Below are 16,746 nucleotides of genomic sequence, written 5' to 3'. Positions count from 1 at the left end.
GGTCAGACATTGCACACCAACCACTTGTCGTCCACACGGACGAAATTCCACACGTCGTCGGTCTGCACTCCGGATTTCTCTTCCTTCAGCGGAACCGTGACCATTCCGCGGTCGCCGTTGACCTGGTACTCGGTCGGCACGCCGTCGATGGACGTCTCGCCGTTGCGCTCGACCTCGCCGGCCCGATCGGTTCGGTACTGCGCGTCGTCACCCGGAATCAGGCGCTCGACCTGATCGAAGCAGGTGTTCTGACGCAGCAGCTCCGCGTTACCGGTGTTCTGCGCTTCGAGGAACCCGTCGAGGCTGTCGGTGAGCAACTGGGCCTGCGTCACGTTGTCCTCCGCGGGAGCGAACTTCGAGGCCGCGAAGATGCCGACGAGCAAGACGACGACGATGCCCACGGCGATGATGAACGGCCACGCGTTGGGCGGACGCTGCTCACCGGACTCGGCAGCCGCCCGGGATGCGTTGTTGCGCGCTTCCTCACGACTGTCGACCCACTGCTGCCTACGTTCACTCCACGACGCCATGAAGCCAATCTTCCTCGATCCGACGGGTCCGCGTTCAGCTGGGGCCTCTCAGCGAGAGGGGCCGACGGGGATGTCTCCACGCAACGTGATGCGGTGCATCTTGCGGTGCTCGGTGCCGTAGTCGCGGTTGGCGTAGTGCGAGGTGCTGCGGTTGTCCCACAGCACCAGGTCGCCCAACCGCCAGCGGTGCCGCACGATGTGCTCGGGTTTGGTCAGGTGCGCGTAGAGCAGATCCAGGATCCCGCGACTCTCGGCCTCCGACACACCCACGATGTGAGAGGTGAAACCCGGATTGACGAACAACCCCTTGCGGCCGGTTTCCGGATGGACCCGCACGACGGGATGTTCGACGGGGACCAGCGCGGTGACTTCCTTGCCGTCCCACACGTTGCCTTTTCCGCCGCGCTTCTGCGCGAGGTAGTAGCCGAATTCACGGTTGCCGTCGTGAATTGCCGTGAGCCCGTCGATCATTCGACGTACGGGCGCGGACAGCGATTCGTACGCGAGCTGGCTGTCGGCCCAGTTGGTGTCGCCGCCGTGCGGTGGCAGGACGACGGGCCGCAGGATCGAACCCAGCGGCGGACGTTCCATGAACGTGACGTCGGTGTGCCAGACGTCGGCGAATCCGTTGTCCTGACTGTCGAGCGCGTAGACCTCGGGGGCGACGTGGCCGCTGTCGTGCACCGGGTGGCCTGCCGTCAGGTCGCCGAGTCTGCGACCGAATTCGACGTGTGCCGCGTCGTCGAGCGTCTGCCCGCGCAGCACCAGAACCTTGTGCTCGACGAGGGCTCGGCGCACGGCGTGAATCTGCGCATCGGACGCCGCGGCGACGTCGAGGCCGATGACCTCGGCACCGAACGACGGGCCGAGTTTGTCGAAAGTGAGCGTGACGGGCTGTTCCAGAGTGGTCATGTGTCCTCGAATCTGTGCACGGCAGATGGGCTGATTCAGGCAGCGCTGCCGTCGAGAGAGGGGTCCCGTCCTGTTCAGGGAGGGGGAAGGGCGTCGGGTCTTGTCACCGACAACACATGTTGGTGCAGGTACGACAGAAGTCGACGGTGAACCGTCGGACCAGGTATGTCGTCTCCACAGAGCAATTCCTACCGGAAACCGGGAAATCCGGCAAGTTGCCCACTGCCCCAGCTCAGGTTGTCCTTAATTTATGCTGGGGTGTCCGCACTTCCCTCGAAGAAGGTAGCTCGCTGCACATGACTGATCAGACTCGTCCACTCCGCGTCGCCATCGTCGGTGCCGGACCGGCAGGCATCTACGCCGCCGACGCGCTCATGAAGTCCGACCACAATGTCAGCGGACCGGGCGTCAGCATCGACCTCTTCGAGCGCATGCCCGCGCCGTTCGGGCTCATCCGCTACGGCGTCGCCCCCGACCACCCACGCATCAAGGGCATCATCACCGCCCTGCACAAGGTGCTCGACAAGCCTCAGGTACGCCTGCTCGGCAACATCGACTACGGCACCGACATCACGTTGGACGACCTGCGCCGCTTCTACGACGCCGTCATCTTCTCCACCGGAGCCAACGCCGACCGCGCACTCAACATCCCCGGCATCGACCTCGACGGCAGCTACGGCGCCGCCGACTTCGTCTCCTGGTACGACGGCCACCCGGACGTGCCGCGCACCTGGCCCCTCGACGCCGAGAAGGTCGCCGTCCTGGGCGTCGGCAACGTGGCCCTCGACGTCGCACGCGTCCTCGCCAAGACCGGCGACGAACTGCTCCCCACCGAGATCCCCGCCAACGTCTACGAAGGCCTCAAGGCCAACAAGGCCATCGAAGTACACGTCTTCGGCCGTCGTGGACCGGCTCAGGCCAAGTTCACCCCACTCGAACTCCGCGAGCTCGACCACTCCCCCAACATCGAGGTCATCGTCGCCCCCGAGGACATCGATTACGACGAGGGCTCCGAGCAGGCCCGCCGCAGCTCCAAGCAGATCGACATGGTCGCCAACACCCTGCAGGACTGGGCGATCCGCGACGTCGGCAAGCGCCCGCACAAGCTGTTCCTGCACTTCTTCGAGTCCCCCCACGAGGTTCTCGGAGACAACGGCAAGGTCGTCGGCCTACGCACCGAGCGCACCGAACTCGACGGCACCGGCAACGTCACGGGCACCGGCAAGTACAACGACTGGGACGTCCAAGCCGTCTATCGTGCCGTCGGCTACCTCAGCCAGAACATCAGCCAGCTCCCCTTCGACGAGCAGGCAGGCACCATCCCCAACGAGGCCGGACGCGTCGTCGAGTCCCCCTCGTCCACCACACCCGTCCCCGCCACCTACGTCACCGGCTGGATCAAACGCGGACCCGTCGGCCTCATCGGCCACACCAAGGGCGACGCCAACGAAACCGTCGCGAACCTGCTCGAGGATGCGCCGAACTTCGTCGGTGCCACCGAGCCGGATCTCGACGCGGTCACCTCGTTCCTCGAAAACAAGCAGGTCCCCTTCACCACCTGGGACGGCTGGTACCGCCTCGACGCCCACGAACGCTCACTCGGCGAAGAAGAAGGCCGCGAACGAGTCAAGGTCGTCGAGCGTGAGGACATGCTGAAGGCATCCGAGCCCGACAAGGCCTAGAGCGGCTGCGCCGCATGTGAGCGGAACTTCGACCCCTGCTACGAAGTTCCACTCACATGCGCGGAGCGCTCTATACCCGCACTGCCAGCAGCTTTCCCTCGGTCTCGATCTTGCGCTGATGCTCGTTGAAATCCGGTGCAGCGCAGACGAACAGCGTGCGACCGTCGGATCCGCCGAGTCCGCAGGCGAAGACCCCGAGATCGAAATCGAGCTGCTGAAGAATCTCTCCGCCCGGTGCCACGTGCAGCACTCGCTGCCCCAGCGCGTCGGCGATCCACATGGTGCCGTCGGTGTCGATGCAGCAACCGTCGGCCGCCACCTTCACCTCGCCCATGGCGGTGGCCATGTCCGTCGACGACGGCAGCTCACCGAATTTCGCCCAATCGCGACGCTCCCCCAGCGACCCGTCCTCGGCGATGTCGAAGGCACTGACCCTGTTGCCGACCGTCTCGTCGACGAGCAGTTCGCCCGACGCCGTGAACGCCATCCCGTTGGGGAAGTACAGATCCGACGCCACGACGTGCGCGGAACCGTCCGGGTCGACGCGAATCAGTTCGGCCGTCTCGACGGGCGCGAAGTTCATCAGATCGAACCCGAAGTTACCGATGTACGCGCGGCCCTGCGCGTCGACGAGCATGTCGTTGAGGTTCGCCTTCACGTACGTCGACAGATCGGCGTGCACGGTCAGTGAGCCGTCGTGCTCACGCAGTAGCAGCTTGTAGTCGCGCATCGACACGATGAGCAGCCGCCCGTCGGGCAACCATCCCAGGCCCGACGGCTGATTGGGTACTTCGGCTTCGACTCGTACGTCGGAGCCGTCCTCGAGGGCGGACACGACGCGATGGGAGTAGAAGTCCGATACCCAGATCCTCCCCTCGTGCCAGCGTGGACATTCGAAATAGGTGTATCCGTCGAGAACGACAGTGGTCTCCGGTTTCATGTTTCGAATTCAAACACCGCGAACGGTGGCCGCGACGCCGAATGGGTGAGCTGGCATGCTGGGGGCCGTGTTCGACGCCCACCTACACATCATCGACCCGAAGTTTCCGCTCATCGAGAACCACGGTTTCCTGCCCGATCCGTACACCGTCTCGAACTACCTGTACGACGTCGACGGGCTCGGTATCACCGGTGGCGCAGTGGTCACGGGGTCGTTCCAGGGCACCGATCAGAGCTTCCTTCTCGCTGCGTTGGAGACTCTGGGACGCGGCTGGGTCGGCGTCACTCAGATCGATCCGGAATGTTCCGACGAGGACATCGTGGCACTGAACGACGCGGGCGTGCGGGGAATGCGGTTCAATCTCAAACGCGGCGAGACGGATCTGCAGATGCTCACCGTTCAGGCGCGTCGTGTCCACGATCTGGTGGGGTGGCACGCGGAGCTGTACGTCGATGCGTCCCTGCTGCTCTCGCTCGAACCCGTCCTCGCGAAACTGCCGGCGGTGAGCATCGATCACTTGGGACTCTCGACACAGGGTCTGCCGTACCTGCTCGATCTCGTCGACCGCGGAGTACGCGTCAAGGCAACGGGATTCGGCCGGGTCGATCTCGATATCGCCGACACCCTGCAGCAGATTCACCGGGTCAATCCCGCGGCGTTGATGTTCGGCACCGATCTACCGGGCACCCGCGCCCCACGCCCGTTCTCGGCGAACGACATCGACATCATTTCTCACGCCGTCGGCGGCGATCTCCCGGCGGTGCTCGACGGCAACGCCCGGGCTTGGTATCGGGTCCCTTAGACGAGTAGCGCTCCGCCGAGCCACACCGCCGAGGCGAGCAGGGCACCGAACAGTTCCACCAGAATGGACAGACCAGCGGCCTTGGTGGCGTGCACGGTGGATCTCCATGCCTCGGAATGGTTTCGATGCCTGGGCACTTCCGCCACGTAGACGCCGGCGATGAAGCCGACGAACAGGCCGAGGACGGGGATGACGAAAAATCCGACGATGCCGAGCAATCCGCCGATCATCAGCGATCGCGTCGGCACACCCGCCTCCCGCATGCGCCGCCCGGGCCAGGTGTATTTCACGACGCCGCTGATCACCAGCAGCACCGTCGCGATCGCGAAGACTGTCCACGCGGCGGCTCCGCCGGTGACCCACGCCCACACTGCGACGGCCCCGAAGATCAGGATGGTGCCCGGCAGAATCGGGACGACGATACCGACGAGGCCGACCAGAATCACCAGGCCGACTAGGACTTCTCCGAGCGCACTCATAAGCTCAGTGTGCCCCGTGTCCGGTCAGACGACGGGACGAACCTTGCCCGCTGCCTCGCGTGCCCGGCTCCGTGCGGTGTCGATATCCGACGCCGTCGACACCGCCACTCCCATCCGACGCCGGACGAAGCTCGTCGGCTTGCCGAACAGACGAAGATCGGTCTCGGGAACCGCCAACGCGTCGGCGACGCCGTCGAAGTGAATGCCCTCCGCATCGACGCCGCCGTAGATGACCGCAGACGCACCGGGCGAGAGCAGCGTCGTGTCGATCGGCAGACCCAGAACTGCCCGGGCATGCAGCTCGAACTCCGAGAACCGTTGCGTCCGCAGCGTTACCAGGCCCGTATCGTGTGGCCGCGGACTGACCTCGGAGAAATACACGTTGTCGCCCTGCACGAACAGTTCGACGCCGAACAACCCGCGCCCACCCAGGGCCGTCGTGATCCGCTCGGCGACATCGCGCGCACCGGCCAGGGCCGCGTCGGACATCGGCTGGGGTTGCCAGGATTCGATGTAGTCGCCGGATTCCTGCAGGTGCCCGATCGGCTCGCAGAACGAGGTTCCGTTCGCTGCTCGGACGGTGAGAAGCGTTATCTCGTAGTCGAAATCGACGAATCCCTCGACGATGACACGACCGAGGTCGACGCGGCCGCCCTTCAGCGCGTACTCCCACGCCGCCTCGACATCGGCCTCGCTGCGAACGACGGACTGCCCCTTGCCCGAAGACGACATGACGGGCTTGATGACCGCGGGAAAACCGATGGTGGACAGCGCTTCTCGCACGTCTTCCAGTGAATCGGCGAACGCATAGGGGGACGTCGGCAGCCCGAGCTCCTCGGCCGCGAGACGTCTGATGCCCTCACGATTCATGGTCAGCTGAGTCGCGCGAGCCGTCGGGATCACCACCGTCCGGCCCCGCGCTTCCACCTCGGCCAGGGCATCGGTGGCGATGGCCTCGATCTCCGGCACCACGAAGTCCGGCTGCTGCGAATCGATCAGCGCCAGTAGTTCTTCGGGGTTGCTCATGTCGATGGTGAACGCGTGATGGGCAACCTGGTGACCAGGGGCGTTGTCGTAGCGATCGACGGCAATCACCTCGACGCCGAGGCGCTGGAACGCGATGATCACCTCTTTGCCCAGCTCACCAGAGCCGAGCAACATCACCCGGGTGGCCCCGGGAGTGAGCGGAGTACCGATGCGGACGGGATCTGGGGCAGTCACAGCCCTATTATCCACACCCCGATCAGTTGGACGACCTAGTACAAGTTAGTCTCCATTCACATTCGCAGCTGACGAGTCGGAACGAGGCAACAACGTGTCGAACACTGGTGGACCGCTGACAGGGCTCCGCGTCGTCGAACTCGCGGGCATCGGGCCCGGCCCGCACGCCGCGCTGCTGCTGGCCGACCTCGGGGCAGACGTCGTACGCGTCCAGCGCGCAGGCCAGGTGTCCCCGCACGACCATCAGCTGCGCAGCCGCACCATCGTCGAGGCGAACCTCAAGGATCCCGCCGACATCGAGAAGGTCCTCGGCCTGATCGAGCGCGCCGACGTGCTGATCGAAGGGTTCCGCCCCGGCGTCACCGAACGCCTCGGCCTCGGACCTGACGACGCCCTGGCCCGCAACCCTCGTCTGGTCTACGGCCGGATGACCGGCTGGGGTCAGGAAGGCCCCTGGTCGCAGACCGCCGGCCACGACATCAACTACATCTCCGTCACCGGTGTGCTCAACGCGATCGGCCGCGAGGGCGAGCGGCCCGTGCCGCCGCTGAACATGGTCGGCGACTTCGGCGGCGGCTCCATGTTCCTTGTCTTCGGCATCATGGCTGCGCTCTACGAGCGCCAGAGCTCCGGGCAGGGACAGGTGGTGGACGCAGCGATGGTCGACGGCACCGCGGCACTCTCGCACATGATCTGGTCGTGGCGTGGCGTCGGAGCCTGGAGCGACGACCGTGGCACCAACCTGCTCGACACCGGCGCGCCGTTCTACGACACCTACGAGACCTCCGACGGCCAGTACATGGCAGTCGGCTCGCTCGAGCCACAGTTCTACGCTCAGTTGCTCACCGGATTGGGCCTCGCCGATGGGGACCTGCCGCCGCAGATGGACAAGTCGCGATGGCCCGAGCTGCGCGAGAAGTTCACCGCGACGTTCCTGTCCAAGACCCGCGACGAGTGGGCCGCGATCTTCGACGGCACCGACGCCTGTGTGTCACCGGTCCTCACCTTCGCCGAGGCACCGAATCACCCGCACATGAAGGATCGCGACTCGCTCATCGACGTCGGCGGCGTCACCCAGCACCGTCCGGCACCGCGGTTCTCCCGCACCGAAAACGGAGTCCCGACGCCACCGCCCTCCACCGCAACCGACATCGGCTCGGTCTGGAGCTGATTGCGCGTCGAACTCGAAGTTGTGGACGGATTTCGGCTGATTTCCGTCCGTAACTTCGAGTTCGCGGTCAGAAGACCAGCGCCGGTTGTTCCGATTCGGCGCTCGGGGCCAGTGCTCGATACGCCGCCGCCGTCGCCATCACCGCGGCCCGAAGCTCTTGCGGCTCACGGGTGTACGGCAGCCTGAGGTAGCGCTCGAAGGCACCCTCGACGCCGAACCTCGGTCCCGCGGCCAGCACTGCGCCGAAGGCGGGAGCGGTGGCGGCGAGCGCACTCGACACCGGTGCAGGCAGCTGCAACCACAGCGACATGCCGCCCTCGGAGCGGCGGTAGCGCCAGTCCGGAAGATGTTCTGCCAGAGCGTCTTCGAGCACCTCACGACGCTCACGTAGCTGCGACCGACGGAGCTCGAGCGCCGGTTCCGCGTCCTGCAGCAGGAACGAGGACGCCAACTGATCCATGATCGACGTGCCGAGGTCGTGTGCCGCCCTCGAGCCCGCCAGCTGCGAGACGAGCGACGGATGCGCCCTGATCCATCCGATGCGCAGACCACCCCAGAACGACTTGGATGCCGATCCGATCGTGACGATATCGGACCCCGAGACCCGCCCGAACGACGCGACCGGTGGGGGTGGTGGGGCGTCGAGCCACAGATCCACCATGGTCTCGTCGACGATGAGCGTCATGCGCGTGTCACGGGTGATGCGGGCGAGCTCCGCTCGACCCTCGGCACCCAGCACCTGGCCGGTGGGGTTGTGGAAGTCCGGAATCAGATACGCCACCTTGGCGGCGGTTTGCCGTGCGGCACTGCGGATCCCGTCGAGATCCCAGTCGCCGTCGGCCGGACGCACCGGCACCGGCACGGGACGGGCACCGACTCGCCTGATGGCTTCGAGCGCGTTGGGATAGGTCGGATGGTCGATCAGCACTCGATCACCGGGCGAGGTCAACGTGCCCAGCAACAGCCGGACCGCCTGCTGCGCACCGGAAGTCACCATGATCTGATCAGCAGTCGTCGGCAGGCCACGCTCGACGAAGCGTTGTGCGATGGCCTCCCGCAGCACCGCCAGACCGATGGGTTCCATGCCGTGCGTCGGCAGATACGTCGGAAGTGCCTGTAGCGCAGACTCGTACGCCGCGGTCATGGTGCCGTCCGCCGCTGCCATCGCCGCGTGAGACATGTCCACCACCGGACCCGACGGCGTCGTCGACTGAATCAATAGTCCATTGGGGGTGGGCGCTGCGGGCAGGGCGACGGTACTGCGCGATCCCTGCCTGCTGATCAGATAGCCCTCGTCGCGCAGGACCGAATACGAGGACGTGATGGTGGTACGACTGAGATCGAGAGCCGCCGACAGATCACGCTCACTGGGCAGACCGACACCGAGCGGAATGCGACCGTCGTGAATGAGAAGTCGAACGCCGTCGGCCAACGCCCGATACGTCGGACGCGACGCCTTGCGCCTGCCGGATCCGTCCGAGGACGCGTCGCCGCGCCAGCTGCCGAGATCACGGGCCAGTGACGCTGCATTGAGGACTCTTGAAGCCATGCCCACCAGTATTCGCCCACTGGTCTTCGACTTTCAAGTCCATTGAGCTTTTCACTGGACTGCCGACTGAGGTCAGGTGAATACTGGACCGATGCCGAGCAGCACGCTCTTCGACACCGCCATCGGCCGTTGCGGCATCGCCTGGACCGACGACGGAGTGGTCGCGGTCGCCCTCCCCGAACCATCGGACGAGGCGATGTTGGACTACCTGGCCGGCTTCGGTGCAGCGGAACGACCCGTCGACGCTCTCGCGGCCGACGCGATCGAGCGAATTGTCGCCCTGCTCGATGGACGTACTGTCGACATGAGCCCGATTCCACTGGTGCTGGACGTCTCGGAGTTCGACGCCGCGGTGTACACCGTATGCAGTGGGATTCCCCGGGGCGCGACACTCACATACGGCGACATTGCCCGCCGACTCGGCCACCCCGGCGCAGCGCAGGCCGTAGGCGGTGCGCTGGGACGCAACCCTGTACCGATCATCGTCCCGTGCCATCGAGTGCTCGGTGCCGGTACGGAAGTCGGCGGCTTTTCGGCACCGGGTGGTACGAATACCAAACAAAAGATACTCGGCATCGAGGGTGTACCGGGATTCGACGAGCCGAGATTGTTCTGAATTGCTGCCGGACCAGATGAAACTACTCGACCGAATAAATCGCCCGAAACAGGGAGCAAGAACGGGTTTCAGGCAGAAATGCCGAATGCCGGGATAGGTTCATCGACCGCGGACACCAACACGGCTTCCGGTCCCGGACTGACATCGGATTCCTCGCTCCGACCGCCGATGGTGAATGCACCTACATCCGGCAACCACCCGATAGCTCCGCGCTGAAACAAGTTGTAGCGACCGGATCCGGTAGGCGTCGGACGCTCGTTGCTGATCGGATAGCCAAGTGCGCCATAGGGTCCCCCGTGGCCGAGATACCAGTCGAGGATCGGGCCGTGCACTTCGTGCGCGCCACCTTCGGGGAGAGCGAACACGGTCGCATGGGTGAATTCGAGCATTCCCCCACCCTCGGGGCCGAGCATGAATTCACCGGCCTGAGCGCCGATCCAAGGATGTTCGTATGCGAAGCGATCGAATTGGTAGCTGAAAACTTCCAACCCATTGTAATTTTCAGTCATTACTCGACCTTTCGTCGCCCGACCTGGCGACAATTATCCACGTCGAACAGCGGCGGCGCCTGACGAATAAGACATATATGTGAAATGGGCTAGTTCAGGAGCTCGAGAATATCGGCCGGAACGAGATCCGTCGCCGTCGGATCTATCACCGTTCGAGACCACGAACCGCCGCTGCTGTCGAGACGAACCAACTGATCGGGACCGAGCAGCCACAGCTGGTCTCCCGCCGACCAGTTCACGCCATAGCCGTATGCCTCACTGGACGTGGCGGGAGCGCTGTACTGGACTGCTCCGATGGCGTCGACGATCTGCAACGTCGGAACGCCGTCGATGTCGACGACCTGGGCAGTCGACGCACCCGACGGCGAGGTCACCGGGGCGGACAGAACCGCGGGAGCAGGCGGAGTGGTGGTGGTCGGCGGTGGGACGGTCGTTGTTGTCGTTGTCGGCGGGACGGTTGTCGTTGTTGCCGGAACTTCGACCGGCGGCGGAGCCGGGGACTCCTCGGTGAGCGACGGATCCGTCGTTGTTGGGGCCGGTGCGAGTGTCGACTCCGGAACGATAGACGTCACCGTCGGCGCGGGTTCGGTGGTCTCGGGCTCTACTGCCAAGGGGGCACTGCGAGCAGAGATGCCGGCGGCTACCGCGGAGCCGCACCGAACGCTGGGAAGGAGATTCAACGTAGACGTCGTCGATGCCATGTCCAACGTAAAGCCGGCACTCGGCGCGGACAGCCTGGTGCCGGACACTGTCTGCACTGTGAAGAGCCACGTTCCCGTCCTCGTGCCCAACAAGAGCCCGTTGGAAATGTCGACGGAAGTGCCCGACACGTTCTCGATCCGATCAGCTTGCCCGTTCTGCGTCACCCTGGTGATCGTCCACCTGTACGTGAAACCTGTACCGGCGGACGCCCACGACATGGTGACGTAATTACCGATCACATTTATCAGGCCGCTGCGATTGTTGCAGTCTACCGATTGTGGCACCGGAAGAGGCAACGCCGTGGTGATGGTGCCGCTGAGGGCCGTCGCCGTATCTTGTCCCGCAGCAAGGGTTGTCGGAGTGTTCGAGGCACCGATACCCACGGCCGAGATGGTCGCCAACGTGAGCACCACCCCGAGGGTCGACGGCCCACGTCCGTGGGCACTGTGCCGCCCACTGCGCGATTCCTGCAGTCGATCGTCGTCGGGCTTCGCAGTGGACTCTGCATCGGACTCCACGCTGGGCCTACGAAAACCGAACGCAGTCATGAGAAGTGCGCCGACGGCGATGCCACCGATGAACACTGCGACCGGGCCGCTGAGCCAGCTGACCGCGTAACCGAGTTTCCCGACGCTGAAGAACACGCGATCGGCCTCTGACACCACGTAACTCTCGGCATCGGGCTCAGCGTTCGCGTCACCCTGAAGGAACAGCTGCGCGCTATCGGTTCCGACGGCCCCGATCTCGACCACGCGGTGGGTGATTCCTGCTCCCGACGAGTTGGTGACCTTGACGATGTCGCCGACCTCGATGTCCGCGACCGGAGTCGTCTTGCTCAGCGCCAGAGCGCCGGTGTCGATGGCGGGGGCCATGGACCCAGAGCGGAAGACCAAGGGGGTGATACCGAAGAACACGGCCGCGAGCGCAAAAAGCACACAGACGAGTCCGGCGACAGCGCCGACGGTCAGAACAATTTCGCGAAACAGGCGTGGGCGAGATCGGGTGCGGTCAGCGGAGGCGGCGTGGGTAGCGGACATGATCTACGTCGAAGTCGCGGTGATGGTGTACGTGATGGTACCGGTGGCAACGGGATTGGGCTGAGCTGTCCCGGCCGGCATGGTCACGCTGATGCACAGTTGGTCGGTCTGCCCAGCGATGACGGCCTCTGTCGGCCGCGCAATCAGTGACCGATTGAGACCTGGGAAGACCTTCGATGTTCCGAGTCCCGTCACCGTGCTGATCGGGCTTCCAGTACACACGCCGGACACAGGCGGGCCGGAGTGCACCGAAGAGTTGAGAAGATTCCCGAGAGTGGCATTGCTGGCCAGAACAGAAATGGTGTAGGAATTGGCGACCGAACCGACGTCGTTGGTCACCAGAAGCCCGGCCGCGACGGTATCTCCCGGCCAGATCGCAGGATTGGCCAGCGTCGTGGTGAACGCCGGCGGATTGTTGTCCACAGCGGGGTCACCCACCTTGATGTCGAGCCGACCCGTTGTGAACACACCCGACGTCGCGGTCGCCGTATCCGACCATGCGGCAAGGGTTCCCACGGCACCGAGGCCTAGGACAATACCGATCGACATGATGGCTCGGGCGCGCGCGCTGATGAGCGCAGAGCCTATTCGGCGGAGAACCGACCTTGCACCGGCGGTGCCACTGTGACGCGACATCAGGGCTGCGCCCCTTCCGTATCCGTCCGCGCGCCCGAGACTTCCGGGCACTCGGCGTTGTTGCTGTTGTCCCATTGCACGATCAGATCGATTCGTGCGATGGAGGTTCGAGTGTCGTTTCCGGCTGAATCGGCCATCGAGACCTCCGCGTCGATGCGCTTCTTCTCTCCGGCCTCGAGGTCGATCCACGCGCACGATTCGGCCAACTCGCCGCCGCCGATGGAGACGCTCAGGGCTCGAAGGAACGCCGGGTTGTCGCTGTCGAAGGTCAGCCAGAGACGTCCGTCCCGGTCGGTGTCGTTGAACACGTGGAACTGCGATTCACGCGAGTCGCCGGGAACCCACCGAATATCGTTGTCGAAGAATGCACTTCGAAGGGTCGGCGCCCACTCCCTCCCGTCGTCGCTGTACTTGATCGTTTGCGCTCGGGTGGATCCGGCACCGAGGAACAACACGACTGCGACGCCGGCGAAGACGGCCGTGCAGGCGACAAAAGTACTGTGCCTCACGGCGACTCCTCCTTTCGGCTGCGGTAGCGATCGACACCTGCCCCGACGAACATGAACAGTGCATACCCGGCCAAGCCGATGACGATGACAGTCACTGTGATCTTTCGCTGTTCACCGTTGAGCCAATTGTTGACGTAGCCCATGTACGGCACCGAGTACCAGACTTTTCCGCGAATTTGCCCGATCTGCACCGGGTTCTCGTCGTCGGATCCGTTGTTGTCCCCGCGAGTGACATAGGTGGTGATACCTCGTCCGCTCTGCCGGGTCGCCACGATGCGGTGAGTCACCACTTCGGGCTCGCCCGAACGGATTTGGTAGGTGATCGGCGTGCCTACCTCGAGTTCGGCTGCGTCGGCGGGCTTGACCACCACCAGGCTTCCAGGTGGGTACGTCGGCTTCATCGAGCTGGTGAGAATCGTGTAAGGCGTCGAACCGGTGACTTTCGGAATGACGACGGTCACCCCGAGGACGAACAACATCGCCGCCAGAAGCGTGTACGACGCGATCCGGCTCGCCCACCACCAGACACCGGTCCGGTTCTCCTCGGATACGTCCGTGACGGTTTCGATCACGTCCGTGTCGTCGTCGGCATTCACGTCTGGTCCGCCCTGAACGAGAACATCACCGTCGACGACGCGCTCTGCGGCGGATCGGCACCGACGGCGAGCCGAAAGCACCACACTTCGCGGGCACCTGCGGCCAACAGTCTGGCCGCCGGTGGCACCGGAGCTTGCGCACCACTGGCATTTCCGGTGTACAACTGCGTCGTCGGACCCGTCGGCGCACCTGCTGCCGGGCAATTCTCCTCGGCCGCAACAGTTGTCGCAGTCAAAGCAAGGGGGACCGTTCCGGTCGCGGTCGTTCCCTGCAGCCGAAAGTTGAACGGTACGTTGCCGGCGTTCCGAATCGACAGCGGTGCCTGCGAGAAACCGTTCGGTCCGAGGTCTGCCGCGCCGAGTGCAGTGAGAACGTAATCGTTCACTTCCGCTCCGTTCGGGCCGACCTTGATGTCCAAGGTGCCGGAGTTGATGGTCCCGCCTGCGACGATCTGCTCGTCACGCCACAGCGCGCCCGTCGACTGTGCTGATCCGAAGACCACCACCGCGACGGACGCGGCTGCGAGCGCCCAATAACGACCGTGCTTGTTCGTCACTGCTACCGGTCAGGGACGAACCTGGTCGAGCGTGAGGGTGATGTCAGCGAGGCTGACGCTCTCATCTTGCGCGATGAGTCCGCCGGTATCGATATCGAACGGGATCGTGACAGCGACAGTGATGAGAGTTGGCGATGTAGCCCCGAGCGGCAGGCTCACCGGATCGCCGTTCGGCACGTTCGGGCCACCGTTGACTGACACCGTTGCACCGGCCAAAGCCGCTTCAAGCTCGGCATCACCCGTAACGTCGGCGAAGTCGGCGGTGATGCTTGCAAGAAGATTGTTTCCAGCCCAGGTGACATTGTAGTCGGTCGTGTATTCGAGCACGTCGCCCGGCACGATGAGGAAGCCAGAGGGGTCGGTTCCGATTACCGTCCCGGACGTCGTCTCTGTCCAGTTCGCAGTATTTGCGACCGGATCGAAATAGAGTTCACCGGAGTTGATCTCACCTCCGGTCACAGTTTCGGTGTCCTGCCACAGCGCATAGGAGCCCAAACCGCCGAGCAGCAGTACAGCTGCCGCCCCCGCGGCTATGGCGCCTTTGGTTGCCTTGTTCATTCTTGGTCGCTTTCTTCGGTGGCCTTGTTCGTGAGGCCGGAGGGGGAGGTGACCCGGTTATAGGTCGGTCGGCCATCCGAAGAGGCCTCCGCAACTGGTGCGATGCCCATTGTTTCGGAACGACCTTCTCGGCCGTTACCCAAGTGATGGTAAAAGTCCGAGGGAATGTTCGGCCGCTTGTTTCATACTTTTGGTTTACACATGATCTCGGCGTGTAAAGCTTCTCGAATTACGAAAACAGCCACCTTGCAGCGGATCGCCCCAGGTGGCGTGATCGATTACAGCGAGCGAATTGCTTTCGCCCTCACTTTCCCGACCCGGTCCGCTGTTTCTCACCGATGTTCGAAGTCGACAATCGACGGCGCATCCGGGCACGAAAAAGCCCCGAGGCATTACGCCTCGGGGCCTGAATTTCGCAGTGGTTGCCTACCGCAGAATGTCGCGGCGAACGATGGTTTCGTCGCGGCCTGGTCCGACTCCGATGCACGACATGTACGCACCCGAAAGCTCTTCGAGACGCAGCACGTAGTTCTGTGCGTTGATCGGCAGTTCCTCGAACGTGCGGGCACCGGAGATGTCTTCCCACCAACCGGGCATCTCTTCGTAGATCGGCTTGGCGTGATGGAAACCGGTCTGCGTCATCGGCATCTCGTCGTGCCGGACGCCGTCGACGTCGTACGCGACACAGATGGGCACCGTGTCCAGGCTGGAGAGCACGTCGAGCTTGGTCAGGAAGTAATCGGTGATGCCGTTGACGCGGGTGGCGTATCGCGCGATGACGGCGTCGAACCAGCCGGTGCGTCGAGCACGCCCGGTGGTGACGCCCACCTCGCCGCCCTGCTTGGCCAAGTACTCACCGTAATTGTCGAACAACTCCGTCGGGAACGGTCCCGAGCCGACACGCGTCGTGTACGCCTTCAGGATGCCGAGGACGGTCCCGATCTTGTTGGGGCCGATGCCGGAACCGACCGATGCGCCGCCCGCAGTCGGGTTCGAGGACGTGACGTAAGGATAGGTGCCGTGGTCGACGTCGAGCAGGGTGCCCTGCGACCCCTCGAGCAAGATGGTCTCGCCGCGCTCGAGTGCGAGGTTCAGCTGCAACCTGGTGTCGGTGATGCGGTGCTTGAAGCCCTCGGCCTGCTCGAGCACCTCGTCGACCACCTGCTGTGAGTCCAGCGCCCGCCGGTTGTAGATCTTCGAGAGCACCTGGTTCTTGAATTCCAGTGCGGCCTCGACCTTTTGGGTCAGGATCTTCTCGTCGAGCACATCGGCTGCGCGGACGCCGACGCGAGCGATCTTGTCCTGATAGCAGGGCCCGATACCGCGGCCGGTGGTTCCGATCTTCTTGGCACCGAGGAAGCGTTCGGTCACCTTGTCGATGGCGACGTGGTACGGCATGATCAGGTGCGCATCTGCACTGAGCAGCAGGTTCGTGGTATCGACGTCACGCTTCTCGAGGCCTTCGAGCTCGGTGAGCAGCACACCCGGGTCCACGACGACGCCGTTGCCGATGACGTTCTTCACGCCGGGCGTGAGAATTCCCGACGGGATCAGGTGCAACGCGAACTTGTCACCGTTCGGAAGGACGACGGTGTGACCGGCGTTGTTGCCGCCCTGGTAGCGAACGACCCACTGAAGGCGTTCGCCGAACAGGTCGGTGGCTTTGCCTTTGCCCTCGTCGCCCCACTGGGCGCCGATCAGGACTATCGCCGGCATGTGCTCTCCTACGTTGCTTTCGTG

At 64.2% G+C, this 16,746-nt stretch carries 18 protein-coding genes; 4 read left to right on the top strand and 14 right to left on the bottom strand.

Annotated features, from left to right (window positions below):
- Window positions 1-2 precede the first annotated feature (2 nt).
- A complete protein-coding gene (locus tag CH291_RS14110; protein WP_068053991.1) occupies window positions 3-530 on the bottom strand; it encodes an Rv0361 family membrane protein in 528 nt (175 codons plus the stop codon).
- A gap of 48 nt (window positions 531-578) precedes the next feature.
- Window positions 579-1,442 carry a TauD/TfdA dioxygenase family protein gene (locus CH291_RS14105; protein ID WP_068053988.1) on the bottom strand — a complete coding sequence of 288 codons (864 nt, stop codon included), beginning with the start codon at window positions 1,440-1,442 and terminating at the stop codon, window positions 579-581.
- A gap of 296 nt (window positions 1,443-1,738) precedes the next feature.
- On the opposite strand from CH291_RS14105, the gene CH291_RS14100 reads away from it, so the two are divergent.
- Window positions 1,739-3,124 (top strand): FAD-dependent oxidoreductase, encoded by a 1,386-nt coding sequence (locus CH291_RS14100; protein ID WP_094687850.1) that lies wholly within the window; start codon window positions 1,739-1,741, stop codon window positions 3,122-3,124.
- Between the two features lie 70 nt (window positions 3,125-3,194).
- Here CH291_RS14100 and CH291_RS14095 read toward each other — a convergent pair whose 3' ends face one another.
- Window positions 3,195-4,064: an SMP-30/gluconolactonase/LRE family protein gene (locus CH291_RS14095; RefSeq protein ID WP_179276537.1), complete on the bottom strand. Its 870-nt coding sequence runs from the start codon at window positions 4,062-4,064 to the stop codon at window positions 3,195-3,197.
- 55 nt (window positions 4,065-4,119) lie between these two features.
- Here CH291_RS14095 and CH291_RS14090 point away from each other — a divergent pair, with 55 nt between their 5' ends.
- Window positions 4,120-4,866 (top strand): amidohydrolase family protein, encoded by a 747-nt coding sequence (locus tag CH291_RS14090; protein WP_068053980.1) that lies wholly within the window; start codon window positions 4,120-4,122, stop codon window positions 4,864-4,866.
- Here CH291_RS14090 and CH291_RS14085 read toward each other — a convergent pair.
- Both CH291_RS14085 and purT read right to left on the bottom strand, forming a co-directional pair.
- Complete coding sequence (locus tag CH291_RS14085; protein WP_094687848.1) at window positions 4,863-5,345, bottom strand: DUF456 domain-containing protein; 483 nt, start codon at window positions 5,343-5,345, stop codon at window positions 4,863-4,865. The two genes, CH291_RS14090 and CH291_RS14085, sit on opposite strands and share 4 nt — an antisense overlap.
- A gap of 24 nt (window positions 5,346-5,369) precedes the next feature.
- A complete protein-coding gene (gene purT, locus CH291_RS14080) occupies window positions 5,370-6,566 on the bottom strand; it encodes a formate-dependent phosphoribosylglycinamide formyltransferase (RefSeq protein ID WP_094687847.1) in 1,197 nt (398 codons plus the stop codon).
- Window positions 6,567-6,660: 94 nt separating this feature from the next.
- Between purT and CH291_RS14075 the strand changes: the two genes are divergently transcribed.
- Window positions 6,661-7,737: a CaiB/BaiF CoA transferase family protein gene (locus CH291_RS14075; RefSeq protein WP_094687846.1), complete on the top strand. Its 1,077-nt coding sequence runs from the start codon at window positions 6,661-6,663 to the stop codon at window positions 7,735-7,737.
- A gap of 67 nt (window positions 7,738-7,804) precedes the next feature.
- Here the strand turns inward: CH291_RS14075 and yczR are convergent, their stop codons facing one another.
- Window positions 7,805-9,286 (bottom strand): MocR-like transcription factor YczR, encoded by a 1,482-nt coding sequence (gene yczR, locus CH291_RS14070; RefSeq protein WP_094687845.1) that lies wholly within the window; start codon window positions 9,284-9,286, stop codon window positions 7,805-7,807.
- A gap of 91 nt (window positions 9,287-9,377) precedes the next feature.
- Between yczR and CH291_RS14065 the strand changes: the two genes are divergently transcribed.
- Window positions 9,378-9,902 carry a methylated-DNA--[protein]-cysteine S-methyltransferase gene (locus CH291_RS14065; RefSeq protein WP_094640967.1) on the top strand — a complete coding sequence of 175 codons (525 nt, stop codon included), beginning with the start codon at window positions 9,378-9,380 and terminating at the stop codon, window positions 9,900-9,902.
- A gap of 68 nt (window positions 9,903-9,970) precedes the next feature.
- On the opposite strand, the gene CH291_RS14060 is transcribed toward CH291_RS14065, so the two are convergent.
- The 8 genes from CH291_RS14060 to CH291_RS14025 form a co-directional block, all read right to left on the bottom strand.
- Window positions 9,971-10,411: an LGFP repeat-containing protein gene (locus CH291_RS14060; RefSeq protein WP_094640966.1), complete on the bottom strand. Its 441-nt coding sequence runs from the start codon at window positions 10,409-10,411 to the stop codon at window positions 9,971-9,973.
- Between the two features lie 89 nt (window positions 10,412-10,500).
- Complete coding sequence (locus CH291_RS14055; RefSeq protein WP_094687844.1) at window positions 10,501-12,150, bottom strand: signal peptidase I; 1,650 nt, start codon at window positions 12,148-12,150, stop codon at window positions 10,501-10,503.
- Between the two features lie 3 nt (window positions 12,151-12,153).
- Entirely contained in the window at window positions 12,154-12,786 is a 633-nt protein-coding gene (locus CH291_RS14050; protein WP_094687843.1) for a SipW-dependent-type signal peptide-containing protein, read from the bottom strand.
- Entirely contained in the window at window positions 12,786-13,295 is a 510-nt protein-coding gene (locus CH291_RS14045; protein WP_068053958.1) for a hypothetical protein, read from the bottom strand. The genes CH291_RS14050 and CH291_RS14045 overlap by 1 nt, the downstream gene beginning before the upstream one ends.
- Window positions 13,292-13,891, bottom strand: coding sequence for a signal peptidase I (locus tag CH291_RS14040; RefSeq protein ID WP_068053956.1), 600 nt, complete (start codon window positions 13,889-13,891; stop codon window positions 13,292-13,294). The genes CH291_RS14045 and CH291_RS14040 overlap by 4 nt, the downstream gene beginning before the upstream one ends.
- A complete protein-coding gene (locus CH291_RS14035) occupies window positions 13,888-14,448 on the bottom strand; it encodes a hypothetical protein (protein ID WP_094687842.1) in 561 nt (186 codons plus the stop codon). Before CH291_RS14035 ends, CH291_RS14040 begins: the two co-directional genes overlap by 4 nt.
- A 9-nt stretch (window positions 14,449-14,457) precedes the next feature.
- Window positions 14,458-15,006 carry an alternate-type signal peptide domain-containing protein gene (locus CH291_RS14030; protein ID WP_094640960.1) on the bottom strand — a complete coding sequence of 183 codons (549 nt, stop codon included), beginning with the start codon at window positions 15,004-15,006 and terminating at the stop codon, window positions 14,458-14,460.
- A gap of 426 nt (window positions 15,007-15,432) precedes the next feature.
- Entirely contained in the window at window positions 15,433-16,722 is a 1,290-nt protein-coding gene (locus tag CH291_RS14025; RefSeq protein ID WP_094640959.1) for an adenylosuccinate synthase, read from the bottom strand.
- Window positions 16,723-16,746: the final 24 nt, after the last annotated feature.

This window comes from Rhodococcus sp. 14-1411-2a (assembly GCF_002259485.1).
GTDB lineage: Bacteria > Actinomycetota > Actinomycetes > Mycobacteriales > Mycobacteriaceae > Rhodococcoides.
Note: the sequence above shows the minus strand (reverse complement) of the source record. Positions and strands in the feature narration are given on the sequence as shown.